Annotated in this window: 20 protein-coding genes; 11 read left to right on the top strand and 9 right to left on the bottom strand. The window is 63.0% G+C overall.

All coding sequences use genetic code 11. The features are described from left to right. The coding region (locus VFL62_RS11520) for an efflux RND transporter permease subunit (protein WP_325172503.1) at nucleotides 1-901 on the top strand (901 nt) is incomplete at its 5' end. Between the two features lie 17 nt (nucleotides 902-918). Here the strand turns inward: VFL62_RS11520 and VFL62_RS11515 are convergent. Both VFL62_RS11515 and VFL62_RS11510 read right to left on the bottom strand, forming a co-directional pair. Then, entirely contained in the window at nucleotides 919-2,457 is a 1,539-nt protein-coding gene (locus VFL62_RS11515) for a hypothetical protein (RefSeq protein ID WP_325172502.1), read from the bottom strand. 71 nt (nucleotides 2,458-2,528) lie between these two features. Next, a complete protein-coding gene (locus VFL62_RS11510) occupies nucleotides 2,529-2,930 on the bottom strand; it encodes a hypothetical protein (RefSeq protein ID WP_325172501.1) in 402 nt (133 codons plus the stop codon). A 219-nt stretch (nucleotides 2,931-3,149) separates the two neighbouring features. On the opposite strand from VFL62_RS11510, the gene VFL62_RS11505 reads away from it, so the two are divergent. Then, complete coding sequence (locus VFL62_RS11505) at nucleotides 3,150-5,006, top strand: AsmA family protein (protein ID WP_325172500.1); 1,857 nt, start codon at nucleotides 3,150-3,152, stop codon at nucleotides 5,004-5,006. A gap of 183 nt (nucleotides 5,007-5,189) precedes the next feature. Here the strand turns inward: VFL62_RS11505 and VFL62_RS11500 are convergent, their stop codons facing one another. Together VFL62_RS11500 and VFL62_RS11495 are read right to left on the bottom strand one after the other, a co-directional pair. Further along, nucleotides 5,190-5,516, bottom strand: coding sequence for a transcriptional regulator (locus VFL62_RS11500; RefSeq protein ID WP_325172499.1), 327 nt, complete (start codon nucleotides 5,514-5,516; stop codon nucleotides 5,190-5,192). 13 nt (nucleotides 5,517-5,529) lie between these two features. After that, nucleotides 5,530-5,844, bottom strand: a complete 315-nt coding sequence (locus VFL62_RS11495; protein WP_414644682.1) for a type II toxin-antitoxin system RelE/ParE family toxin — start codon at nucleotides 5,842-5,844, stop codon at nucleotides 5,530-5,532. Between the two features lie 709 nt (nucleotides 5,845-6,553). Between VFL62_RS11495 and VFL62_RS11490 the strand changes: the two genes are divergently transcribed. Next, nucleotides 6,554-7,453: an efflux RND transporter periplasmic adaptor subunit gene (locus VFL62_RS11490; protein WP_325172497.1), complete on the top strand. Its 900-nt coding sequence runs from the start codon at nucleotides 6,554-6,556 to the stop codon at nucleotides 7,451-7,453. A gap of 157 nt (nucleotides 7,454-7,610) precedes the next feature. Here VFL62_RS11490 and VFL62_RS11485 read toward each other — a convergent pair whose 3' ends face one another. Further along, nucleotides 7,611-8,501, bottom strand: coding sequence for a caspase family protein (locus VFL62_RS11485; protein ID WP_325172496.1), 891 nt, complete (start codon nucleotides 8,499-8,501; stop codon nucleotides 7,611-7,613). Nucleotides 8,502-9,032: 531 nt separating this feature from the next. Between VFL62_RS11485 and VFL62_RS11480 the strand changes: the two genes are divergently transcribed. The 7 genes from VFL62_RS11480 (at nucleotide 9,033) to VFL62_RS11450 (ending at nucleotide 18,097) form a co-directional block, all read left to right on the top strand. Then, a complete protein-coding gene (locus VFL62_RS11480) occupies nucleotides 9,033-10,760 on the top strand; it encodes a hypothetical protein (protein WP_325172495.1) in 1,728 nt (575 codons plus the stop codon). Between the two features lie 90 nt (nucleotides 10,761-10,850). After that, on the top strand, nucleotides 10,851-11,579 hold the full coding sequence (locus VFL62_RS11475; RefSeq protein WP_325172494.1) for a thermonuclease family protein: 729 nt from the start codon (nucleotides 10,851-10,853) through the stop codon (nucleotides 11,577-11,579). Between the two features lie 171 nt (nucleotides 11,580-11,750). Further along, nucleotides 11,751-12,515, top strand: a complete 765-nt coding sequence (locus VFL62_RS11470; RefSeq protein ID WP_325172504.1) for an LssY C-terminal domain-containing protein — start codon at nucleotides 11,751-11,753, stop codon at nucleotides 12,513-12,515. A gap of 209 nt (nucleotides 12,516-12,724) precedes the next feature. After that, the gene (locus VFL62_RS11465) at nucleotides 12,725-13,912 is read left to right on the top strand and encodes a pyridoxal-phosphate-dependent aminotransferase family protein (RefSeq protein WP_325172493.1); all 1,188 of its coding nucleotides are present in this window, start codon (nucleotides 12,725-12,727) and stop codon (nucleotides 13,910-13,912) included. A gap of 168 nt (nucleotides 13,913-14,080) precedes the next feature. Continuing rightward, entirely contained in the window at nucleotides 14,081-15,142 is a 1,062-nt protein-coding gene (locus VFL62_RS11460) for an ABC transporter ATP-binding protein (protein WP_325172492.1), read from the top strand. A 15-nt stretch (nucleotides 15,143-15,157) separates the two neighbouring features. Beyond that, nucleotides 15,158-16,222, top strand: a complete 1,065-nt coding sequence (locus tag VFL62_RS11455; RefSeq protein WP_325172491.1) for an ABC transporter substrate-binding protein — start codon at nucleotides 15,158-15,160, stop codon at nucleotides 16,220-16,222. A 156-nt stretch (nucleotides 16,223-16,378) separates the two neighbouring features. Next, nucleotides 16,379-18,097 (top strand): iron ABC transporter permease, encoded by a 1,719-nt coding sequence (locus VFL62_RS11450; protein WP_325172490.1) that lies wholly within the window; start codon nucleotides 16,379-16,381, stop codon nucleotides 18,095-18,097. Nucleotides 18,098-18,158: 61 nt separating this feature from the next. On the opposite strand, the gene VFL62_RS11445 is transcribed toward VFL62_RS11450, so the two are convergent. The 3 genes from VFL62_RS11445 to VFL62_RS11435 form a co-directional block, all read right to left on the bottom strand. After that, on the bottom strand, nucleotides 18,159-18,971 hold the full coding sequence (locus VFL62_RS11445) for an alpha/beta fold hydrolase (protein ID WP_325172489.1): 813 nt from the start codon (nucleotides 18,969-18,971) through the stop codon (nucleotides 18,159-18,161). Nucleotides 18,972-19,090: 119 nt separating this feature from the next. After that, nucleotides 19,091-20,206, bottom strand: a complete 1,116-nt coding sequence (locus VFL62_RS11440; RefSeq protein WP_325172488.1) for a hypothetical protein — start codon at nucleotides 20,204-20,206, stop codon at nucleotides 19,091-19,093. Further along, nucleotides 20,206-21,639, bottom strand: coding sequence for an MBOAT family protein (locus VFL62_RS11435; protein WP_325172487.1), 1,434 nt, complete (start codon nucleotides 21,637-21,639; stop codon nucleotides 20,206-20,208). Before VFL62_RS11435 ends, VFL62_RS11440 begins: the two co-directional genes overlap by 1 nt. 310 nt (nucleotides 21,640-21,949) lie before the next feature. Between VFL62_RS11435 and VFL62_RS11430 the strand changes: the two genes are divergently transcribed. Then, nucleotides 21,950-24,052, top strand: coding sequence for a S9 family peptidase (locus tag VFL62_RS11430; protein ID WP_325172486.1), 2,103 nt, complete (start codon nucleotides 21,950-21,952; stop codon nucleotides 24,050-24,052). 71 nt (nucleotides 24,053-24,123) lie between these two features. Here the strand turns inward: VFL62_RS11430 and VFL62_RS11425 are convergent. After that, nucleotides 24,124-24,822 (bottom strand): ribonuclease activity regulator RraA (locus VFL62_RS11425; protein WP_325172485.1); only part of this gene is annotated, 699 nt, incomplete at its 5' end.

The following is a 24,822-nucleotide window of genomic DNA, read 5'->3' as shown; positions in this document are numbered from 1 at the left end:
GATCCGGGTTCAGCTTGAGGACGCGGCGCGAGGCGATTTGAATATCCTCGAGCAGTTGCGCGTGCCGCTCGGCGGCGGGCGCGGCGGCGTGCCGCTGTCGGTGGTCGCCGATATCAAGCTCGACCAGGGGCCGACCAGCATCAACCGTTACGACCGCGAGCGGCAGGCCACCGTCGCCGCCGATCTCGTCGGCTCATCGGCGCTCGGCGATGCGACCAAGAAGATCCACGAACTTCCTGTGATGAAGAGCCTGCCCAAGGGCGTCAGGGTCAACCCCTCGGGCGATGCCGAAAGCCTCAACGAGTTGTCCGCGGGCTTTGCCACCGCCATCACCGCCGGTCTGATGATGGTCTACGCCGTGCTGGTGCTGCTGTTCGGCACGTTCCTGCAACCGATCACCATCCTGTTCTCGCTGCCGCTGTCGATAGGCGGCGCCATTGCCGCCTTGCTTGTCACCGGCAAGCAGCTGACGACGCCGGTGTGGATCGGCATTCTGATGCTGATGGGCATCGTCACCAAGAATGCCATCATGCTGGTGGAGTTCGCGGTGGAATCCATCCGCGCAGGCAAGGCGCGCGAAGAGGCCATCATCGACGCCGGCATGAAGCGCGCCCGTCCCATCGTGATGACCACGATCGCGATGGCCGCGGGCATGATGCCCTCGGCGCTGGCATTTGGCGCCGGCGGCGAATTCCGCTCGCCGATGGCGCTCGCCGTCATCGGGGGCCTGATTTTCTCGACCGTCCTGTCGCTGGTGTTTGTGCCGGCGATGTTCATGGTGATGGACGATATCGGCGCGCTGATCTGGCGCTTTGCAAAGCGCCTCATCACCTCAAACAAGGCCGACGAGCCGGCCGACGGCCGCAAACCACGAGCGCTGCATTCCCCGGCGGCGGAATAGCTCGGCATCGGCGCGCCCTATTGGATTTTCAGCCGGGCGAAAACCATATAGCTCGTCGGGTCGCCATAGTCGGCCTTGAGCGCATCCGGGACGCTGTAGCGGCTGACCAGTGCGCCGAGACCGAATTTCATGTGCTCGGTCCTGACAAAATCGTAGATGCCGCCCGCGCTGATCTTGCCGACGGTGAACACCGGCTGGGGCGTCAGCGAAGGCAACGGCACCGTGGGGCCGAAGATCACTTCGTTGGCCTCCAGCAGCTCGTCGTTCTGAAGGCGTTCGGCGCGCGTGAACAGCGTGACGCCGTTCTTGAAGATCAGTTCGCTTTCGGCGAGATATCCGTCCAGCACGTTGCCGGGAGATTCATATTTTCGTCCCCACGCCAGCGTGGTCGCCCATATGTCGCCGCCCGCGAGCTGCTTGGTATAGGACAGCGAAGCGGTGAGCCGATTTTCGTTGACGGTGGGCAAGAGCTGTTCGGGCGAGGTCAGATGTCCCCAGGATACCTGCATCGAGAGTTCGGCGATTGGATTCCAGCTGGCGCGGAACGAGTAGCTGTCGAGCTTCGGTGCCTCGATGTCGTAGCGAAACTGGTCAGGCTCCCGGCCGCGGAAAGCGGAGGTTTCCAGCTTGACCGTGTCCAGAACCACGCCGGCGGTGACGACGCCATAGGTAATGTGCGTTGAGTCCAGCCAATGATGGGTGATCGGCGCTTCCGGAATGTCGAGACCGCTGGTCCGGTGCATGAAGGCCGATGGACCGAGCGCGGGATCTCCGGGCAGGCCGGCGTAGAGGAACACGCTGGAGGTCTTGGCAAGCTGGTAGGAATAGCTCGCCGCCAATTCCATGAACAGATCGTGCGGATGCTGCCGATCGACCAGCGGCGTGCGGCCATCGGCGGTCTCGCCGGTGGCGAGCAGCAGCGGATAGCCGCTCGGGCCCATGAAGGGGTCGGGCGACAGCATCGCGCGCAGCCCGATGGTCCCGGCATCGACCTGCCGCTCCGCCATTACCATCGCCATGCCGCTGACGAAGGTCTTGGTGTCGCCGCGCGGTCCACCCTGATTGTCGTACACGCCGTTGAACATCGCATGCCACATCGTCATCCAGTCCCCGTACTGGGCGTGGATGCCTTCGTGCGGCGAGGTGTCGGGCTGCCAGCTCGTGCCCGATCCTTCCCGCCCCATCCCGTAGGGGCCCAAAAATCCCTTCATCTCGTGGCCGGCGTGACCGGCGGCGTGATCCATGTGATCCATCTGCGGCGCATACTCGTGCGACATCGAATGCATCGCGGATTTTTTCTGACCGGGCTTTGAAGGCTTGCTCGCCTTCTTTCCAGGCGGCGCATTGCCATGATCCATATGACCGTGATCCATATGACCGTGGTCCATCTGTTCATGGTTCATCTGCTGATGATCCATGTGATCGTGCTGCATCTGCGCGTGATGCGCCTCGTCGCTGTCCTCGGCCATTACCGAACTTGGATGCGAGACGATAAGCAGCGCCAATGCGCCGAGCGTCAGCGCGGCGAGGCGCGCGGTGATTGTGGTGATCGCCATACTCTGATTTTCCAATGAATATCAACATGCCCGCGAAAGGAACCCTCCGGGGCGTTTCGGATTTCTCTGGATCAGGCGACGCGCTTGGGAATATCGGGATCGACAAAGACGATGCGGCCGGGAGCCTGCGCATCGATCGCGGCAAACACCGAACGCGCCCCGGTCGGGACCGTGACGACATTGCTCGGCGGCAGGATGCTGATCGGGATGCAGCCCGCGCAGCATTTCAGGCAGGTACCGTCATCGTGGCCGGATTGGTGCGCCTTGCCCGGAACCGCATCAAGCGTGGCAAGCACAATGTGACCGGCCGCCGCGTGCGCATGGTGGTCATGGCTGCGATGCGAGGTCGCCGCGTCCGGCGAGGCGAGAAAAACCGAACGGCCATGCTGGGAAGCGACGCAGGCCGTCCAGCCCGGCCCAAGCGCAAAAGCGAGAACCAGCAATGCCGTCACGAGGAAGCGCAAGCGAGCCATGAATCGAAATTACCCGAATTTGCATCCCGCGGCCAGCCCGCTTAGCTCGCGTTCACGCTCCTCGCGGAGGTCAATCGCGCGGAACTGTGTCATAAGTCCCATATTATGGCCTATGGAGCGCCGGTTTGACGGCGCTGTGACACGCCACGAATAAGCTTTCGTCGGAAGGCCAGATTGCAACGCCGACCAGATTGCGCCGACAAGCCGGGAATACCGATTATGAGAGCTTTGAAGATCCTTGGTGGCGTTATCGCAGCGGTCGTGGTTGCCGCGATGGGGCTTCTCCTCGTCGGAATGCCGGCCGGCTTCTTGACCTCGCGCGTCGCCGACGGAATCGCGCGCGCCACCCCTTACCGCCTCACTGTGAATGGCGCCACGAGGCTCGGGCTGTGGCCGTCGCTCAACGTCAGCATGAGCGACGTCGCGCTTGAGCGGCAAAACAACCGCGACGACAACGGCGACCGCGACAATGCCGCGCGACTGACCATCGGCCGTATGCAGGCCGACCTGACGCTCTCCAGCCTCTGGTCCGGCCATCCCGAGATCACCGAACTCGTGATCGATGGTGCGGATCTTCGCATCCCGCTGCACCGGCAGCGGCAGGCCGCCGCGAGCGCTCGCGCCGCGCGGCCGGGCGCGGACACCAGCGCCGCGCCGCCGAAAATCCAGCGCATCACGGTCACAAGCGGCAGGCTCATTTTCTTCAATACGCGCGATCACGTCGAGGACCGCATCGACGGTCTCAGCGCCCGCGCCGAGATCGATATGAGCCGCCATCTCGACCTCACCGGCAAGGCGCGAGCCGGCGATCATCCGCTGACATTTGCGGTCAAGGCCTCGCTGCCGGACCCATCGGCGGAACGCGCGAGCGTTCCCGTCGAGTTTTCGCTGGAGGCGCCCGGCCTGTTGCAGGCGCCGCTGTCGAGCGAGGCGCAGCTTCGCATCAACGGCAGCCTCGTCATGATCAACGACCTTTCCGGCAAGATCGGCGACCGACCGTTCGACGGCTGGGCCTCGGTCGATCTGGCGAGCAAGCCGCAGGTCAAGCTCGACCTCAATTTCAAGCAGCTCGATATCACCACCGCCAATCAAAGCACGCCGCAGAACGATCAGCGCACCTGGAGCAATGACCCGATCGAACTGAGCGGCCTGAACTATGTCGACGGCGAGGCGCGCCTGTCGGCGGCCGAGCTCAATATTGGCGGCACGCATTTTTCGCCCGCCGCGCTCGACGCTTCGCTCGCGAGCGGCCGTCTCAAAGGCACGTTCGCCAATCTCGGCGCCTATGGCGGCACCGCGAGCGGCAGTATCGAACTCGACGTCTCGCGCGACGTCGCCGTCTATACGCTCCGCTGCGATCTCAATGGTGTGCGCGCGCTGCCGCTTCTGAGCGCCGCCGCCGATTTCGACAAGCTCGACGGCAAACTGCAGGCCAGGATCGACGTCAGTTCCAGCGGCCAAAGCCAGCAGGCGATCCTCTCGAACCTTGCGGGCACGGTGAGCGCCAACTTCCAGGACGGCGCGATCCGCGGGCTGAACGTCGCGCAGATGATCCGCGCGCTGACATCCGGCACGCTGTCGGGCTGGCAGCAGAGCCGCGAACAATCGACCGACCTCTCGCAGCTTTCGGCCTCGTTCCGCCTCGACAAGGGCCAGGCAACAACCGCCGACCTCAATCTGGTCGGCCCGCTGGTGAAGGTGACCGGCGGCGGCACGGTCGACATCGGCGCCAAGACGCTCAGCTTGCGGGTCGACCCGAAACTTGTGATGACCCCCGAGGGTCAGGGCCGCAAGTCCGATCCCGTCGCCTTCGGCATTCCCGTCGTGATCGACGGGCCGTGGGACGACCCGCGCCTCACGCCGGATATTGCCTCCCTTTCGGGCGGCGGCAACGCGGACAACAAGTCCGATAATCAGGCCGGCGGCAACTCGCTCAGCGATATGATCGGCGGCTTGATTCAACAGGGCCTGAACGCGGCGCGACGCGGCAATCAACCGAACCCCTCACCCAACGATCCTTCCGCTCGGCCGAACAACCAGATCAACGACATCATGAAGCAGCTGTTCGGGCGGTGAGTGATCGCCGCTTCGCATTGTCGTCGCGGCCATTTCCCCTCTCGTCGTCGTTCCGGACAAGCGGGCGACAGCACGCGCCGATCCGGAACCCATAACCACAGCGTTCGGTTGTTTACATCGGATTGAGGCCGCATGGGCGGCAGCAAATTCAGTGCAGGCAAGACGAAGTTGGACACTGGCGAATCAGGCTGCCTCAGTGACGGCCTTGATTTTGAGGTGTACGCCGGTTTCGTCCTGCAACGCACTGATAACACCGAGCAGGTTTTCGGCCGTCGGGTTGCCGTCCGGCCCGAACATTCGCATCAGGCTCTTCTGTGGCCGCCCGAGCACCTTGCTCAGGCGCTCGAAGCCGATCGTCGCGTTGATATAAGCGCGCAGCGTCGTGCGGCCCTCGTCGACATTGCCTTGCAAGAGGGCTTGGACCGCCTCCTGAAACAAGGCCTTGCGAAAGGCGGGATCACGCTCCGCCCGTGCCCGCACCGTGTCGCGAAAATTCCGGGTTAATGGCATTGCTTGTCCTTACCTAGATCTTGCGCTTCTTGTAGTCGCGCCAGCGGCGCAGCGCCGCCTCAATATCTTTCTGTTGTCCTCTCTTGGTGCCGCCACCAAGCAGGATCACCACTGTCTTGCCATCCCAACCGAAATAGATGCGATAGCCAGGACCACGATTGATCTTCAGCTCGGCCGCGCCCTCGCCGATTGATTTCACGTTCGACGTATTACCTTCACTCAGCCGCTCGATCGCGGTCGTTACGAACGCTGCGGCCTGCGCATCCAGATCGTCAAACCATCGCCGGAACGGGCTGATGCCGTCGGCGACATACTCTTCAATCCGGATCATATGGTGCCATATATGTTACCTTATCGCAATCACAACTTTAGAGCTATATTCAGCAAGAGAACAAGGCGGACAAGTTGCTTACGCGCGACACCTCCTCATTCGAGGGCGAGCCGGGACACGTCTCCGCCTTGCCGCGACGCGATCGCGCCCGGAGCATGCCTGGAAACTCAAACCCCCTCATGTCAACAGAGGGTGTGGGGAATGCCGGGTGCTGGTTGCACCCGCAGCCTCGCGTGGAAAAAAGAACACGCGAGAAAGTCACCGCGAGGACAACCGGAAATCACCCGGCATTCCCTCACGCGCATGGTTTTAACGGTTTCCTTCGTGCTCGCCCCGGAGACCGGGCTTTGTTGTCTCCGTGGGTGACAACGCTTTTCGCGTTGCACCGGATATCAGCGTCGGGATATCAGGCCCACACGACTTCGCCGTCCGCTTTTGCATCGCTCGTCTAGCGATACTTCCGCGTCCACCGCATCCCGCACCCAACGTCCGTGACGATCGCGAAACGCCCCTCTTAATCAGGGCGGGACGGAATCGGGTCTATTGCTGTTTCTAGCAAATCGCGAAGCGGAATATTTTTGCGGGAGGGGATGGACAGGAGCGCGACGACCGCGAGTGATTTGCCCGTCGGGCAAGTCAACAGCGCACCGCTTTGCCCCCAAAAGAGCTATCTGATATCGATGGCCTTCAACCGACAGGGCCACCGATGACCAACACCGCCTCGCGTCACCTGCTCACCTCACTGGCGGTCTGCCTCGTCTGCCTCGCCCTCGCCTCCGCCGCCTTCGCCGCCGACGATCCCGCGGCCAACGACGGCGCGCCGCGGGGCTCGGCGGTGACGGTGCTGAAGGCGTCGAAATTCTGCTTTCCCAATCTGGTCGAGGCGTTCGGCACGCTGATCCCGCGCGAGGAGACGATGGTGCGGCCGGACCGGCTGGGGCTGAAGGTCACCGAAATTCTCGCCGACCCCGGCGACACCGTCACCGCGGGGCAACCGCTGGCGCGCTTGAGCCTGCCCGAAGGCGGCACCACGCTGGTGACGGCGCCGGTGGCGGGACTGCTCTTGAGTTCGACCGCGCAGATCGGCGCGGTGGCCTCGCCGCGGGCGGAGGCGCTGTTTTCCATCATCGCGCGCAGCGAATTCGACTTGGTCGGCCTGGTGCCGACGCAGGATCTTGCCAAGCTCGCCGTCAATCAGCCGGCGCGGATCAAGATCGTCGGCGCCGGCGAAGTCGACGGCAAGGTGCGCCGCGTCTCGGCGACGGTCGAGCCGAACAGCCAGCTCGGCCAGGTGTTCGTCAGCATCACCACCAACCGCAAGCTGTTCGTCAATTCGTCCGGCCGCGCCGTGATCAAGACCGGCCAGAGCTGCGGCGTTTCGGTGCCGCTCACCGCCGTGCTCTATGGCTCGGCCGGCACGGTGGTGCAGGTGGTGCGGCGCGCGCGGATCGAAACCAAGCGGGTGGAGATCGGGCTGATGTCGGGCGGCCAGGTGGAAATCCGCGAGGGCCTGACCGAAGGCGACATCGTGGTGGCGCGCGCCGGCGCGCTGCTGCGCGAGGGCGATCCGGTGCGGCCGGTGACGGAAGCAGCCGACGCGAAGTAGGGGCGCCGGGTCCGCTGTCGTACCTGCGAACGCAGGGACCCATACCGCGTGATCTTTCGATTTGGCAAAATGGCTGGCGCTTGCCTCAACAATAGAGGCCTGTGGTTATGGGTCCCCGCTTTCGCGGGGACGACGGGGAAGGACGCGAAGCTGCGCGCTAGTTCGGCTTGCTGTCCGGCTTGTGTGCCGCGTTGAAGCTGATGTCTTCCAATAGCGTCGAGGACACCGCCGGCACCTGTTCGCCATTGGAGGCGCGCGAGATCGCAACCCGGGTCTGGTTGAAGATCGCCTCGGCGTCGCGGGCCTGATCGGCCTTGCTGTCGATATGGGTCAGCAGTTCGCTCACCAGCGCCGAATTCTCGCCGGCGGAATCGTCGGCCACGGTGCCGGGCGAGGTCGAGGTCAACAGCAGCGCGTTATCGGGCAGCGTGATCGGCGCCAGCCCATGCGAGAAGGTGCGGAAGCGCCGCTCGTAAGGATTGCGGCGGGAAGCATCCAGCACCACGAGCTTGGCGGAGGCGCCGAATTCCTTGGCGGCATCGAGCACGGCCTCGACGCTGATACCCTCGCGGCGCACGTCGGCTTCCTTCCAGATCACGGCATCGACCGGGATCATGTAGCTCTCGCGGCCGACCTGAATGCCATAGCCGCCGAAGAACAGCATGACGACGGAATCGGCACGCACCTTCGACTTCAAGCGGGCGACCGCACGCGTCATGTCGTCGTGGCTGGCATCCTCGATGACGTCGACGTCAAAGCCTTCGTGGCGCAACGCCGCCGTCAGCGCCCGGGCGTCGTTGACCGGCTGGGTCAGCGGCAGGCTGGCGTCGGGGTAATGGCTGTTGCCGATGACGAGCGCGATCCGCGAACTCCTGCTGCCGGCGCTGTCCATCTGCTCGGCGGCAGTCACCTTCGCGCCATCCAGCGCCCGCTTGTTCAGCGCGGCATGGGCGCCGATGGCGAGCGACACCGTCCCGACCAGCGCCGCCGCGAGGCCAAGCGAACGTCGGGAGAGGCGTAGGCGAGAGAAACGACTAAACACGTTCATCACTGCTTTCATCCGCAATCACTATCCATCGCGCGCTGGTCTTGGTCGCGCCAGCACCTGATCCGGTTTTCCTGATGCCTGCTTTCCGCTTTGGAAAAGTTCGGAAAAGTCCAGGGACACCAGTCGCTTATTGATTTTCCAGTCCCGCTCCTCGATCGCAACTCCCCGAAACAATGTGCCGCTTGCCATGCGGGACTTCAGATCGGCGCTATCGGGAATGACGGCCGTTTGCCGTCGAATTGCGCTCAATTTGCGGCGTCGCAACAAACAAACCCTTAACCCGTCCCGTAACGCGCCCGCAACCCTAATTGTCCATTAACGGGGGGCGCCGCCACCCGGACTCCTACGTGATTTACATCGCCAAAATGCCATATTCCAACACCCCTGTTGGCGTCATTCCCTTGAAATCACTGCATCTTTCGTGCCATTGCTCGGGAAGCTCAGGGAATCCGGGAGGAAGCCCTCGCGAATCTCGCTTTCGCGGGCAGCCCAGAACGCGCCTTGCCAAAGGCGCGCGGAAAGACGGTTTGAATGGCTTTTCATGACATGGCGGCCGCCGCTTGCCGCACGCTGACCGCGCGCAAAGACGGCCCCTCGCTCTATGACGTCTGCGATCCCGTGCTCGCGGGTGGCTCGGCCGGCGACCAGCACCTTGGCAAATTCTACCGGACCGCGCTCGGCAACCCGGCGCTGCGCGCTTTGCTCCGCCGCAGCGGCCTTGCCGAACTGAACGACCCTTCTAGGTTCAATGCGTTGCGCCAGGCCCTGACCCGCGCGCGCGACGAGGAGCGGCCGGACTGGGCGGCGATCGGCCAGCCGGTCGCGGCGCTGCTCGATACCGCCAAGCTGCACCACCCCCGTCCGCCTTCGCTTCGGGTGGACGCGGCCGCGCCAAAGCTTTCCGACATCGAACACGTGATCCGCGCTTGCGGCGCGCATTTGCTGCGCGCGTTCGGCCGGAACGGCTTCATCCCGGCCTATGCCGCCTTCAACCTGATCGGCGATCCCGACATCGGCGGCCGCGAATTGATGACGGCGCTGAGCGGGCTCGATGCCCGCGGCTACAAGAATTCGACCCTGCTGTTCAATCTGGCGCGTGTCTTCATTGCGCGCTCGCCGGCACGCGAGCTGATCAACCCGCCCTGGCGCGGTATTGCCGAGCCGATGTGGCAGCCGATGCAGATCCGCCACCGCTCGGCCTATTACGACGCGTTCTATATCGAGTCGCTGCTCGGTTTCATCGAGAGCGGACTGGCATCGCCCGAGGAAAGCGCGGCCGCGCGGCGCGCGATCTCCGCGATGGCCGGTTTTTGCCTCGGCCCAAGCCGCGAGACAGTGCCCGGGCCCGACGGACAGGCCTTCGACGTGGTGACGGCGATCGCCCCGCATCCGCATCCGCGGTTCTCGCGCTTTTTCGCCGGGATCAAGCAGACGCTCGGCTTCGGCCTTTACGTACCGGACTGCGACACCACGGCCTGCGCCTTCTCGGCCGCGACGCAGGCAGGCTCGACCGATCCGATGCTCGATCAGCCGTTGGTCGATTTCTACCGCGGCTATCAGGTGAGGCCTGGGGCCAACGCGCCCAAGGTCACCGTCGCGATCAACGATCACATCGACTACGAGGGCGCGATCGTCACCTGGATCGACAATATCAACGGCGATCGCCCCTACGGCAACGACCTCGATCCGACGCTCAATCTCGACGTTCTCGAAGTCTCGTTGCGAAAGCTGGCGCGCTGGAAAATTCTGGAGACGCCGGCGCGGCTCGAGCTACTCCGCGGCATTATCCGCTTTCAGAAGAATCTGGTCGCAAGCGGCGCCTTCGCCGAGCCGCGCTCGCACATCTATTACCTGCCGGAACTTTACTGCGCCTATTTTGGCCGCTGTTACGCCGCCTTCGCCGCGTTGCCGGCGGAAGCGCGCGCAGCGATCGATCCCGACGGCGCGTTCGCGTTCATTCGGACGCGGGTGCTCGCTTATGTACGCGACGAGTTGATCACCCACGAGATGAACCCGTTCGACGCGGCGCTGGCGCTGATCGCGCTCGGTCATCTCGGCGCCGAGACCGCCACGTTTGCACCGGCCTTGCACTGCATCGTCAGCCAGCTCGGCGAAGGCGGCCGGCACGGGCCGTTCAAGGCCTATGAATGGAACAAGATGAAGACGCCGACCCGCATTCTGGTCGGCGGACCCGAGGCGACATCAGCCTTTGTGCTGATGGGACTGACACTGGCGCGCGCGGCGCTGAAGCGGGCGTGAGACCGGCGGAAGAAATCCGCTAGCGCTCCGGCCAAATCCGCACCACAATCCGACAAGCACCCATTGCATATTTGAACGGGCCCTTTTCACATGAACCTGAAATTCCTGTTCGCCGCGTTCGCACTGATGCTTCCCGCGACGGCGCAGGCCACCGACATCACCGGCGCCGCCAAGGTCCGCGAGGGCGACGTGGTGGCGATCGGCAACACCCGGATTCGGCTCGGCGGCATCGACGCACCCTCGGTCGACCAGCTCTGTCTCAACAATAAAGGCGAGCGCTGGACCTGCGGGGTCGCCGCCCGCGACGAACTGATCAAGCACACCGACACCAAGACCTGGACCTGCCATGCCGGCCAGACCCACGACCGCCGCGGGCGGCTCCTGGCGCGATGCGAGGTCGACGGCGAGGACATCCAGAAATGGATGGTGCGCAGCGGCTGGGCGCTGGCCTATGCGCGGGTCTCGCACGACTATGATGAAGACGAGAAAGCCGCGCGCGACGCCAAGGCCGGGATGTGGCAAGGCGCGTTCATCGCGCCCTGGGACTGGCGCGTCCGCAACAAGAAGACGCCGATCCTCGGCGCCACCAAGCCGCCGGAAAGCGCGCATGCGATCCTGCTGGCCTCGGCCTCGGGGCCAGTCGCGCCTTCGCCCGACTGCACCATCAAGGGCAATGTCAACAGCGCCGGCGAGTGCATCTATCACAAGCCGACCAGCCGCTGGTACGCCCGCATCGAAATGAAGATCAGCAAGGGCACGCGCTGGTTCTGCTCGGTCGAGGAGGCCGAAGCTGCCGGCTGCCGTGAGACGCGACGGTAGCTTGGCGAATAGCGAATAAGGAGTAGCGAGTAGGGGCGTTCCCATTCGCTATTCGCCACTCGCTATTCGCTGCTCACGGATGGAGAGGCCGTGACCAACTCCCCTGACAACTTTCGCGGCATCCTGCCCGCGCACCATCCGCATGGACGGCTGGAGCAGTTCCTGCTCGCGATGCTGGCGCTGGTGCTGGCCTATACGGCGCTGGCCTATCAGGCACTGCCGATGCTGTGGAGCCACTACGAGCACCAGCGCAAGCTGGCCGATCTGCCGATGGTGACGCGCACCGCGCAAGGAATTCCGGGCGACCCCATCAATGTCGGCCTGATCGGCGACAAGCTCGATGTGCTGTGCGCGATGCGGGCGGCGGGTTGGTATCCCGCCGATCCGGTGACGGCGCGGACCTCGGTCGAGATCATCGGCAGCGTGCTGCTCGACCGGCCCTACGTCCATGCGCCCGTCAGCCCTTTATATTATCTCGATCGCGCGGAAGATCTCGCCTTCGAGAAGCCGGTCGGCGAAAGCGCCGATCGTCGTCATCATGTGCGGTTCTGGAAGGTGCTGGACCAGGGCGAGGAAAAACGCCCGGTGTGGCTCGGCTCCGTCACTTTCGACCGCGGCGTCGGCGTCAGCCATTACACCGGCGCCATCACCCATCACATCTCGCCCGACATCGATGTCGAACGCGCCCTGCTCGCCTCCGACCTCGAGACGGCGCAGGTAGTGGATGCCAAATATCAGGTGACGGGTGTCGGCGTGACGCTGACCGGGCGAAACGGCGGCGGCGATTCCTATTTCACCGACGGCGAGGTGTGGATCCTGCGCCTGGTGATCGCGTGCCAAAAGCGAACAACGCCGGTGGACATCATCGCAAGCCCGCTGGCGACCGAGATCAAGGATCAGATCTGGCACGCGGTCGCCGATACGCTGACAAAATGACGAGAAGCCGTCCGGCTTTGACGAAATCAGGACCGGGGCTCTAAATTTCTGTTTTGGCGCGTTTTCTTCACGCGACCGACTGCCCTTCGCGCGAAAACGCGGTGGTTCGCATGACAGCCTCACCCGAATATCATCCCATCGGCGCTTGAATTTCCGGCCATTCCCCTGCATCCCTTGATGACTGACTACCAACCAGAGGAACAACGAAAATGGCCGTTCGCGCCGGCCGGGAATTCCTGGCGATCCCCGGACCCACCACCATGCCCGACGAGGTGCTTCAGGCGATGCACCGTCCAGCGCTCGACATCTATTCCGAGGAGATGGTGCATCTGACCCAGGGGCTCTTGCGCGACCTCTCCAGCCTGTTCGCCACCAAGGGCAAATCCTACATCTACATCGCCAACGGCCATGGCGCCTGGGAGGCCGTGCTCAGCAATGTGCTGTCGCGCGGCGACAAGATTCTGGTGCTCGAGAGCGGACGGTTTGCGATCAACTGGGGCGCCGCGGCGGAGGCGATGGGCGCCGAGGTCGAGGTGCTCAAGGGCGACTGGCGCCGCGCGGTTCGCGTCGCTGACGTCGAAGAGCGGCTGCGCAAGGACAAGGACCACAAGATCAAGGCGATCCTGGTGGTTCAGATCGACACCGCCTCGGGCGCGGTCAACGATATCGAAGCAATCGGCAAGGCCATCAAGGCGGCCGGTCATCCCGCGCTCTATCTGGTCGACACCGTCGCTTCGCTCGGTTGCATGCCGTTCGAGATGGACGCATGGGGCGTCGACGTCGCGATGTGCGGTTCGCAGAAAGGCCTGATGACGCCGCCGGGATTGGGCTTTTGCGCCATCAATGACCGCGCGCGTGAGGCGCACAAGAGGGCCAACATGCGCACGCCCTACTGGGATTGGTCAGAGCGCGACAAGGCAGAAAATTACCGGATCTATGGCGGCACCGCTCCGGTTCACCTGCTGTTCGCACTCCGCAAGGCCATCGACATGATCAACGAGGAAGGGCTCGAAAATGCCTTCCTGCGTCATCGGTTGCTTGCCGAAGCGGTGCGTCGTGCGGTGTCGGCCTGGTCCGAGGGACAAGTGCTCAACTTCAACATCTCCGAGGCCGGTGAGCGCTCGAACACCGTCACGACCGTGCTGATGGGCGGCAGCCACAAGCCGGCCGATCTTCAGCGCTACTGCAAGGAAAAATGCGGCGTGGTGCTGGGCACCGGCATCGGCGACCTGGCCGGACAGGCGTTCCGGATCGCCCATATGGGCCACGTCAACGCGCCGATGATCCTGGGGACGCTCGGGGTCGTCGAGGTGGCGCTGCAAGCACTCGGCATTCCCCACGGCAAAGGCGGCATCGAGGCGGCCGTCAACTGGCTCGGCGAAAACGTGCCGGCCTGATATCTCAGCAAGGGCGGCTTCCCGGCCGCCCTGCATTCGTGCTTATATTGATCTGACGATAAATAAGTGCGCTTCCGTAAAACGGGTCCGTCTTGGTCATGATCGGGTTGCCCCAAAAGGCGCCGATCGGTTACGGCGGAATGCGCGAAAGCACGGGAGTGAAGCGATTTGGCGTCGGTTGAATTGCGCGACCTCACCAAGCAGTTTGGCTCGCTGACGGTCGTTGATCGCGTCGCATTGCGGATCGACCACGGGCAACTGATCTGCCTGCTCGGCCCCTCCGGCTGCGGCAAGACCACGACGCTGCGGCTGATCGCCGGCTTTCTCGAGCCGACCTCGGGCGAGATCCGCGTCGGCGATCGCCTGGTCTCGTCGGCGGCGCGCACGCTGCCGCCCGAGCAGCGCAAGATGTCGATGATCTTCCAGAGCTACGCGCTGTGGCCGCATATGACGGTCGCCGAGAACATCGTTTACGGGCTGCGCCTGCGCAAGATGGACCGCGACACCATCGGCAAGAAGCTGAAGACGATCCTGCAGACCACCAAGCTCGAGCCATTGGCCGAGCGCTATCCCGGCGAATTGTCGGGTGGCCAGCAGCAGCGCGTGGCGTTGGCGCGCGCGCTCGTGGTCGAACCCGAGACGCTGCTGCTCGACGAGCCGCTCTCCAACCTCGACGCCAACTTGCGCGAGGAGATGCGCTTCGAAATTCGCAGGCTGCATGACGAGTATCGCTACACCACCGTCTACGTCACCCACGACCAGTCCGAAGCCATGACCACGGCCGACCTCATTGCAGTCATGAGCGGCGGCAAGATCGATCAACTCGGCACGCCGGAGGATATCTACGATCGCCCGCAATCGGAATTCGTTGCCCGCTTCATCGGCTCGAGCAACGTCATCAAGGGCACGGCGCGCGACGAAAACCATATTTCGTTTTCCGGCGCGACCTTGCGCGTGGTCGGCGCGAAGCTGACCGCGGGCCAGGATGCCGCGGTTGCGATCCGCCAGCACGACATTGAGCTTTCGACCAGCGCGCCGCAAACGAGCGACAATACCGTGAAGGCCAGGGTGACGCGGCAGGTGTTTCTCGGCGCCAACCGCGACTATATGGTCGAAACCTCCGACGGCACCACGTTGCGCGCGGTCACCTCGCCGCAGGTCGCTTTTTCCCCGGGCACCGAGGTCTGGCTGACCTTACCGGCCGAGCGCTGCCGCGCCCTGCTGCGGTAGTGGAATGGATTTGACATGACGCGGCGCAAACTCTCAAGACGCGAGGCGATCAAGGGGTCGGCGGCGCTCGGCTTGACGCTGTTCGCCTCGCCGCTGAAGGCGCAAGCGCCCGAGCCGGTCGCAATCACGCCGCAGCTGATCGATGCCGCCACGCGCGAAGGCAAGGTCGTGTTGTATTCGGCGATGGACCTGCCGGTCGGCGAAAAGCTCGGCAACGCCTTCCAGGCGCGGTATCAAGGCATCGAGGTCCAGATCGAGCGCTCCGGCTCGGAGCGGCTGTTTCAGCGCGTCGGTCAGGAATACGCCTCCAACATCCATGCCGCCGACCTGATCACCACGGCCGATGCGTCTCACGTCATTTCATGGAAACGAAGCGGCTGGCTGGCGCCGTTCGTTCCGGAAGACGTCGCGAAATATTTTCCAGGCGAATACCGTGACGCCGACGGCACCTTTGCGATCTCGCGGATCTGGCTGTCGTCGATCGCCTGCAACACCGACCTCGTCAAGCCGGCCGATGCGCCCGCGAGCTTCGCCGACCTGCTTGATCCCCGATGGGCGGGCAAGATGGTGAAGGGACATCCCGCCTATAGCGGCACCATCATGACCGCGACGTTCCAGATCGTGCGCGAACTCGGCTGGAGCTATCTCGAAAAACTCTCAAAGCAGCGCGTGATGCAGGTTCAGTCGTCGACCGATCCGCCGAAAAAACTTTCGCTCGGCGAGCGCGCGATCATGGCGGACGGCAACGAATATAGTGTCGTGCTCCTGAAGGAAGCCGGCCAGCCGGTCGAGCCGATTTATCCGGCCGAGGGCACGCCGACGATCACAGGCCCGACCGCGATCTTCGCCGCCGCACCGCATCCCAATGCCGCGCGGCTGTTCCAGGCCTGGCTCCATACGCGGCAGACCCAGCAATTCTTCACCGACTATACGGCACAATATTCGGCGCACCCGCAGGTGACGCCAAAGCCGGGCCGCCGCAAGATTTCCGATATCAAGCTGATGAAGGAAGACGCTGACGGCGTCGAGAAGATGACCGACGAAATCAAGACGCGCTATGCGCGGCTGTTCAGGGTGTAGCCATGCTCCAAACCAACCGATCGTCATTCCGGGATGGTCCGAAGGACCGGACCCGGAATCCATTTATCCACCTTATGTGCCGATCGATGGATTCCGGGTTCGCTCGTTTCAATCGCGCCCCGGAATGACGACAACTCAATGTAGACGGGCACACACGTGACAGTCCTTCAGCAAGACACCGCTCCCAAAACCAAGATCGACTTCACCAAGCCGGTGCTGTGGCTGTTCGCGGCGATCATGATCGTGCTGATCGCACTGCCGATGTCGTGGCTTTTGATCTACAGCTTCACCGACAAGACCAGCCACCTGACCTTGCAGAATTTCGTCACGCTGTTCACCGATCCCGATTTCCTCGATCCCCTGGTGACGACCGCGATCATCGCGACCAGCTCGGCCATCATCTGCTGCCTGATCGCCGCGCCCATGGGATGGCTGGTATCGCGCACGGATATGCCCGGCCGGCAAATCATTCGTGCGCTGGTCACCGCCTCGTTCGTGACGCCGCCCTTTCTCGGCGCGGTGGCCTGGGAGCTCCTGGCCGCGCCGAACAGCGGCTTGCTCAACCAGCTTTTTCGTTTTGTCACGGGCGCCGAGAGCGACGAGCATCTGTTCGACATCTATTCGCTGCCCGGGATCATCTTTGTGATCTCCTGCTACACGTTTCCGTTTGTTTTCGTGCTGGTGGCGAACGCGCTCGACAACATGCCCGGCGAACTCGAAGACGCCTCCGCCATTCTCGGCGGCAAGGCCTGGACCACCGCGCGGCGGGTCACGATCCCGCTGGCGCTGCCCGCCATCGTTGCCGGCGCGCTGATCGCCTTCCTGCAGGCGATGACGTTGTTCGGCTCGCCCGCCATTTTGGCGCTGCCGGCCGGCTTTCACACCATGACCACCAAAATCTGGAGCCTGTTCCAATATCCGCCGAAGCTCGAGCTTGCGGCGGCGGCCGCGGTGCCGCTGTTGATCCTGACCATCCTGCTGCTACAGGGACAGAAATTTCTGCTCGGCCGGCGCGGCTTTTCGGTGCTGGGCGGCAAATACGGCGCGCCGCGCCGCGTCGAGATGAAGAAGTGGCGCTGGGCTGCGCTCGCCTTCTGCCTCCTGATGCTGCTCAACCCGGTTTTCCTGCCGTATTTCGCGCTGTTCAATGCGGCGTTTTCGCCGAACGCGACCACGCTGGTGACACCGTCGACCTTCACGCTGCACAACATCGTCTTCGTGTTCACCGAGTTGTCGTCGACCCAATTGGCATTGAAGAACACCGTCATCCTCGGCACCGCGACCGCGACACTCGGCACCCTGCTGGCACTCTTGATTGCCTACGTCACAACGCGCAAGGTGATCGCCGGTCATCGCATTCTCGGCTTTCTCGCCACCGCGCCGGTCGCCGTTCCCGGCATCGTGCTTGGCGTCGGCCTGTTCCTCAGCTACACGCGCCCGCCTTTCGTGCTCTACGGCACGCTCTGGATTCTCCTGATCGCGTTTTTGACCATCAACCTGCCGTCGGCCTATCAGCAATTGCAGGCGGCGTTCGCCACCGTGCATCCCGAGCTTGAGGAAGCGAGCCGCATTCTCGGCGCAACGCGGCTGCAATCGCTGGCCAGGATCACCGCGCCGCTGCTGCGCACCGGCGTTATCGCCACCTGGTGTTTTATCTTCATCGGCGTGATGCGCGAACTTTCGGCGGCGATCGTTTTGTTCACCTCGCAAACCAAAGTGATCAGCGTCCTGATCTACGACCTCAACGAAAGCGGCGACCTCGCCGCGATTTCGGTGCTCGGCATCGCCATGCTGGTGATTACTTTTACGGTGGTGCTGGCCGTCAACCGTTTCCCGGGGCTCGGCGGCAACGCCGGCGCGCGCTTGCGGAATTAAGTCACACACTATTGCGTCCGGCTCGGCCTGATCGCGACCTCCGGCGGGGCAGCAGGCGCCGTTAAAGACCTCTGACACATGCGTCCGCAAGATCGGCCGGATATTTCGTGTAGATATCCGCATGACCACCGCCGGAAATGACCACCGGCTCGACGCCCAAGTCACGCCGCGCTGCCGACTGCTCCCACTGCGGCCGAATCTGGTCGTCGGCCGAGCCCGAGACGCACACTGTGTCGACCCTCGGCAGCGCTTTGAGCGGACAGATTTCGTAGAAGCCGACCATGGTGTGAGCCGATGACGAGGCGTCGATGCGTTCTTGCATTGCTTTGAGCTGCGCCTTGGTCGCGGCAGGATCGTCGATGAGTTTTAGAAAATCATCCGTAATGCTCTGCGACGCTTTGAGGAGCTTGTCGAGATAACTTCCCGGGACGGCGACCTGCTCCGTTTGGCAGACTTCGATGAACGGCCTTCCGGGACGCGGAATGCATGCGTTGATATAGACGAGCCGCCTGATGGGCCGCGCCGCTGCAACCAGCGGCAGGAAGTTCCCTTCGTTGGATACTCCAACAATCACGACGTCGTCGGTGATGTTCTGAAGCGCTTTGACAACAGCTGACGCACGGTCCCCATTGGGCGTGTCGGAACCTCGTACAGAGCTGTGCACGAGCATCGACGGAAAGCCGCGTTTCTCCAGTTCAGCCGTGATGCGGGCGTAACCCCGATCTCGCAGCCAGTCCAGCAGGCCATACGGTGTACTGGAGACATGGAAAACGAACCTTGTTGGCGAATTAGACGCCGCCGCCAGGCCACGCATTGACGTCCACCCCAAGCTCATCAGTCCGCCCGTCAGCACAGCGCGTCGCGGAAGTTTCATTCTCTTCTCCTGACGTTCGCACCGAAGCATATATACGCCAGGGGCCTATATCGTTCCTGGTCGGCGCCGTCGCCGGCCACCGCCGGCCGACCGGCCAACAATGTTGTCGTGTCGCGGCCCTAGTGAGATGTCGTCTCCAACCGATACGCCTCGACCTGCGCCTTTAGCTGGTCGAGGTATTTCGTCGGCTCCACGGCGTCGACGCGATATTTGCCTTCCGCGAGCCACGCCAGCACTTTAAGATCGATCGCGGGCGAATGATGGATCACGTCGGAATAGTTGTTCAGATCGTGGGTGACGTCCTTTACGCCGCGAAAATCGAACAACCGCACGTTCGGAAACTCCATCATGCGGCGGCAGAAGAGCGCCGAAAACGCGTAGACGCTTTTCAGGGTGTCCGGCGAGGTCTCGCGCAGTGCGACCCATTGCAGGACCGAGTAAGGCGGCAGATAGATGTCGAAGGTGACTTCAGGATGGGCACGGATCAAGGGAATCGCGTCGCGCTCGAACACCCGCACCTTCATGTCGTAATCGGTATCGTCGCGCAGATATTTGCTGCGCAGGGGATCGGTGATGTAGCGGTAGGCCGATATCGCGCGCCCCGCATTGTAGAGTGCGCCGACATCTTCGCCTGGCTGTAACGCGTTGATGTCATCGACGCTGCGAAGCCAGAACTTGAACAGCGCTTCGTTCGTCAGCGGCGCCAAGACCCGTTCGAGCCGCGGAACCGATCGTGCCGCGATCCATGCCGCCTCCTTCGCCATCGCGCCATCGAAAAGGTAGGCGGCAAAGCCTTTGATATTGCCACGATAGAGATCTGCCGGCAGGTTTGCGTCGGCGTCGATCTCGGGCGCATCGTGAAAGATCCAGTCGTCGATTTCCCAGATCACGCGATTTGGCTTCCGCGCCATCGCCGCCGCGAGCACGAAAACCTGCTCGCGCGAGCTGGAGCCTGTCATCGCAAGCTTGAGCGATTTCACGCCAAGGACTCGGTCGATGTCGCGTTGATGAAAATGGATCGCGAGCGACGTTCCCATAAATGCCGTGTCGAACGACTGGCTCCTGATCAGCCCGGCGTTCTGCATGCGGCTGTCCTGCGAATACATCGGCGTGAAAAGCCGCGAGGTGCGCAACAGCTGCAGGGGATCGACGACAAAATTGATCGCCGCGGCCGCCAGCATGATCAGCAGGCTCACGCTCAGAAGACGAATGATATCTTTGGCCGGCTGGTCCATCAGAACCTGAAATAGATGAATTCGCTGTGTTGCTGGATGCCGAGCACGCCGAAGGCAAATGCCGCCGCGCCGCCATAGAGCAGGAGCGGCCGGATGTTGAATGCAAGGCTCTCGCCGACCGATCTGTTCTTGTGGTCGTAGCCCACGATCGCTTGCGTGTTCGGCGCGAACCACGCCAGCGCGGCATAGATCGCAACCATCAGGCTTTGGATCATCTCGGTGCGGCCAAACACAATCTGAGACGGATCGGCCATCCGCGACAGCACCGACAGCGCCGAGGCGAGACTATCGGCGCGAAAGAACACCCAGGCGACGACGACCGCGAGAAACGTCAGGATGAATGCGGCGATTCCGGCTGGGCGCTTCAGCGGCTCAGGGATCGGGGGCCCGTAATTGATCCAGGCATGGTTGAGACAAAGATAAAGGCCATGCAGCGCGCCCCAGACCACGAAGGTCCAGGCCGCGCCGTGCCACAACCCGCCGAGGAGCATCGTGACCATCAGGTTGAGATAGCGCAGCACGGAACCGTGCCGGTTGCCGCCGAGTGAAATGTAGAGATAGTCGCGCAGGAACTGCGACAGCGTCATGTGCCAGCGCCGCCAAAACTCGATGATATTCGTCGCCTTGTAGGGTGAGTTGAAATTCAGCGGCAGAAAGATGCCGAACATCAGGGAGATTCCGATCGCCATGTCGGAATAGCCGGAGAAATCGAAATAGAGCTGAAAGGTGTAGGCCAGCGCGCCGATCCAGGCCTGATCGAACGAGGGCGAGGCCTGATGAAAAGCCAGCGCCACCAGCGGCTGAATGCCATCGGCAAGCACGGTCTTCTTGCACAGCCCGATGGCGAAGATGATCAGGCCATACAGGATCAGGCGCGGGTTCGGCCGTTTCGAATCGGCGGATTCGAACTGCGGGATCATGTCGCCGTGATGCAGGATGGGTCCGGCGATCAAATGCGGAAAATAGGTCACGAACAGCGCGTAATGCGGCAGCCCATAGCGCGCCACCTTGCCGCGATAGGCGTCGACCAGAAACGCGATCTGGGTGAAGGTATAAAACGAGATGCCGACCGGAAGCACGATGTTGACGACGATGGACGCGCCGAACACCGCGTTGACATTGGCGACGACAAAGCCCGCATATTTGAACACGCCAAGCGCCAGGAGGTCGCCGGCCACACCTATGGTCAAGACGGCAAAGCGCGGCCTCTCGCGGAGATTTCGCGAAATCAACAACCAGCCAATGCAATAATTGAAGGCGATCGAGGAAAGCAACAGGGCCACAAACGGCCAATTGCTGAACGAATAAAAAACCACTGAGGCCAGCGCCAGCCATATCACCGGCGCCGTTGCGCCAAGGCGGTTGGCCGCGAAATAGCCCGCGAGAGCGACGGGCAAAAAGACGAAAATGAATGGATAGGAGTTGAAAAGCATTGGAATGCTAGCCTAACCATACAAGCCGGTGGTCAACAAGGAGCGGGCTGTCATTCCGGGGGCGCGAGCCCGCGACAAAATTGATTTCAATTTTGCGCTGCGCAAGCGAACCCGGAATCGATGTCGCCGCACGAATGCTTGGAGAAATGGATTCCGGGTCTGCGCCTTCTGCGCAAACAGCTTCGCTGTTTATCGCAAAGGCGCATCCCGGAACGACGAGGTAGACTGCTTGACGCGACAGCGGCATCTGGCAATCCGGCCGCGCCGACCCGATATGTCCCCTGCCCTTCAACCCGCGAAGTGAGAAACGATGGACCAAAAGAACCCGCTGACGCCGCCGATCGCGCCTCGCCGCCCGCATTCCGTCACCACCCACGGCATCACGATCATCGACGACTATGCGTGGCTCAAGGATGAAAACTGGCAGGACGTGCTGCGCGATCCTTCGATTCTGAATCCGGAGATCCGCGGATATCTCGAGGCGGAGAATGCCTATACCGACAGCCTGCTCGGCCCGACTTCCGCGCTGCAGAAAAAGCTGATCAAGGAGATGCGCGGCCGCATCAAGGAAGACGATTCCAGCGTGCCCGCGGCCGACGGCCCCTATGCCTACCTGAGCAAGTTCCGCGAAGGCGGACAGCATCAGTTATATGGACGCATGCCGCGGGAAGGCGGCGAGATCGAGATCGTGCTCGACGGCGACGAGCTCGCCGCATCCCACGAATATTTCAAGTTCGGCGGCGCGCGGCATTCGCCCGACCACCGGCTGCAAGCCTGGAGTGCCGACACCAAGGGTTCGGAATATTTTTCGATCCGGGTACGCGACTGGACGACCAAGAAAGATTTCGACGACCTCGTCGAGGAAACCGAAGGCGGCGTGGTGTGGAATGCGGATTCCACCGCTTTCTTCTATGTCAAGCTCGATGAAAACCACCGGCCGCTACAGGTCTGGCGGCATCGCCTTGGCACGTCGCAAGCCGACGATCTCCTCGTCTACGAGGAACCGGATGCCGGCTGGTTCACGCACATTCATGAAAGCTCGACCGGCCGCTATTGCGTGATCGCCGGCGGCGACCACGATACATCCGAGCAGCGCCTGATCGACCTTGCCGACCCCAAGGCCGTGCCGCGGCTGGTGGCCGCGCGCGAGGTCGGCGTGCAGTACTCGGTCAACGACCGTGGTGATCAGCTATTCATCCTCACCAATGTCGACGGCGCCATCGACTTCAAGATCATGACCGCGCCGCTCAACGCGCCGGAGCGCGCGAACTGGCGCGACCTCATTCCCTATCGTGAAGGCATCTATGTGCTCGACGTCGAATTGTATGCTGGCCACATGGTGCGGCTGGAGCGCGCCAATGCGCTGCCTGCGATCGTGATCCGCGATCTCGAGAACGGCAGCGAACACGCCATTGCCTTTGACGAGGCCGCCTACTCGCTCGACACCCACGGCTCTTACGAGTTCGAAACCACGAACCTGCGCTTCTCCTATTCGTCGATGACGACGCCGAGCGAGGTCTATGATTACGACATGGCGAAGCGGACGCGCGTCTTGCGCAAGCGCCAGGAGATTCCGTCGGGCCACAACCCGGCCGATTACGTTACCACCCGCATCATGGCGAGATCGCATGATGGCGCCGAGGTGCCGGTCTCGATCCTGCATCGCCGCGACTTGAAGCGCGACGGCGCCGCGCCGCTTCTGCTCTATGGCTACGGCTCCTACGGCATGGCGATGCCGGCCTCGTTTTCCGCCAACCGCCTGTCGTTGGTCGATCGCGGCTTTGTCTATGCGATCGCACATATCCGCGGCGGCGCCGACAAGGGCTGGGGCTGGTATCTCGACGGCAAGCGCGCCAAGAAGACCAACACCTTTGACGATTTCGTCGCTTCTGCCCGCGCGCTGATCGCGGAAAACTACACTTCCGCCAAACGCATCGTCGGCCACGGCGGCAGCGCCGGCGGCATGTTGATGGGCGCGGTCGCCAACCGCGCCGGCGAATTGTTCGCCGGCATCATCGCCGAAGTGCCGTTTGTCGACGTGCTCAACACCATGCTCGATCTCGATCTGCCGCTGACCCCGCCGGAATGGCCGGAATGGGGCAACCCGACCGAGAGCGCGACCGACTTCAAGACCATCCTGTCGTATTCGCCATACGACAACATCGCCGCGAAGAACTATCCGGCGATTCTCGCGATGGGCGGTCTCACCGATCCGCGCGTCACCTACTGGGAGCCCGCAAAATGGGTGGCGCGGCTGCGCGCGACCATGACCGGCGGCGGACCGGTCCTGTTGCGCACCAACATGGGCGCGGGCCACGGCGGCGCCTCCGGCCGCTTCAACCGGCTCGACGAAGTCGCGATCGCTTACGCGTTTGCGCTATGGACGGTGGGGCTGGCGGAGGGGGAGGTTTAATTTGCCTTCGTGTCCCGGACGCGGCGCATCGTGAAACGATGCGTTGCGTTCGGGGAAACGAGACGAGAACGCTACCTTCCCTTCTCCCTTCGCCACGCGGCGAAATCGACCGAGGTCTGCTCGTCGGTTGCCGGATAGAGCCCGAGGATCGATTTGCCTCTCTGCACCTGTTCGGTGACGAAATCCTCGAACGCCGTCATCTCGACCGCTTCATTGGCGATCTCATCCGCCAGATGTGCCGGGATCACGATCACGCCGTCGCTGTCGCCGAGAATGACGTCGCCGGGAAACACCGGCGCATCGCCGCAGCCGATCGGCACGTTGATCTCGATCGCCTGATGCAGCGTCAGGTTGGTCGGGGCGCTCGGGCGGTGATGATAGGCGGGAAAGCCGAGCTTGGCGATCTCGGCGGAATCGCGAAAGCCGCCGTCGGTGATCACGCCGGCGACGCCGCGCTTCATCAGCCGCGTGACGAGGATGGCGCCGGCGGATGCCGCGCGCGCGTCTTTCCGGCTATCCATCACCAGCACGGCGCCGGGCGGACAATCCTCCACCGCCTTGCGCTGCGGATGCGCGCGATCGCGAAACACCTCGATCTTGTTGAGGTCTTCGCGCGCCGGCATGTAGCGCAGCGTGAAGGCTTCGCCGACCAGCACCGGCTGATCCGGGCCGAGCGGATGCACATCCTGGATCATCTGGATGCGGAAGCCGCGCTTGAACAGCGCGGTCGCCACCGTTGCGGTGGAGACGGTCTTGAGCTTGTTGCGGGT

Source organism: Bradyrhizobium sp., from assembly GCF_035701725.1.
Classification (GTDB): domain Bacteria; phylum Pseudomonadota; class Alphaproteobacteria; order Rhizobiales; family Xanthobacteraceae; genus Bradyrhizobium.
This window is presented reverse-complemented; position numbering and strand designations above follow the sequence as displayed.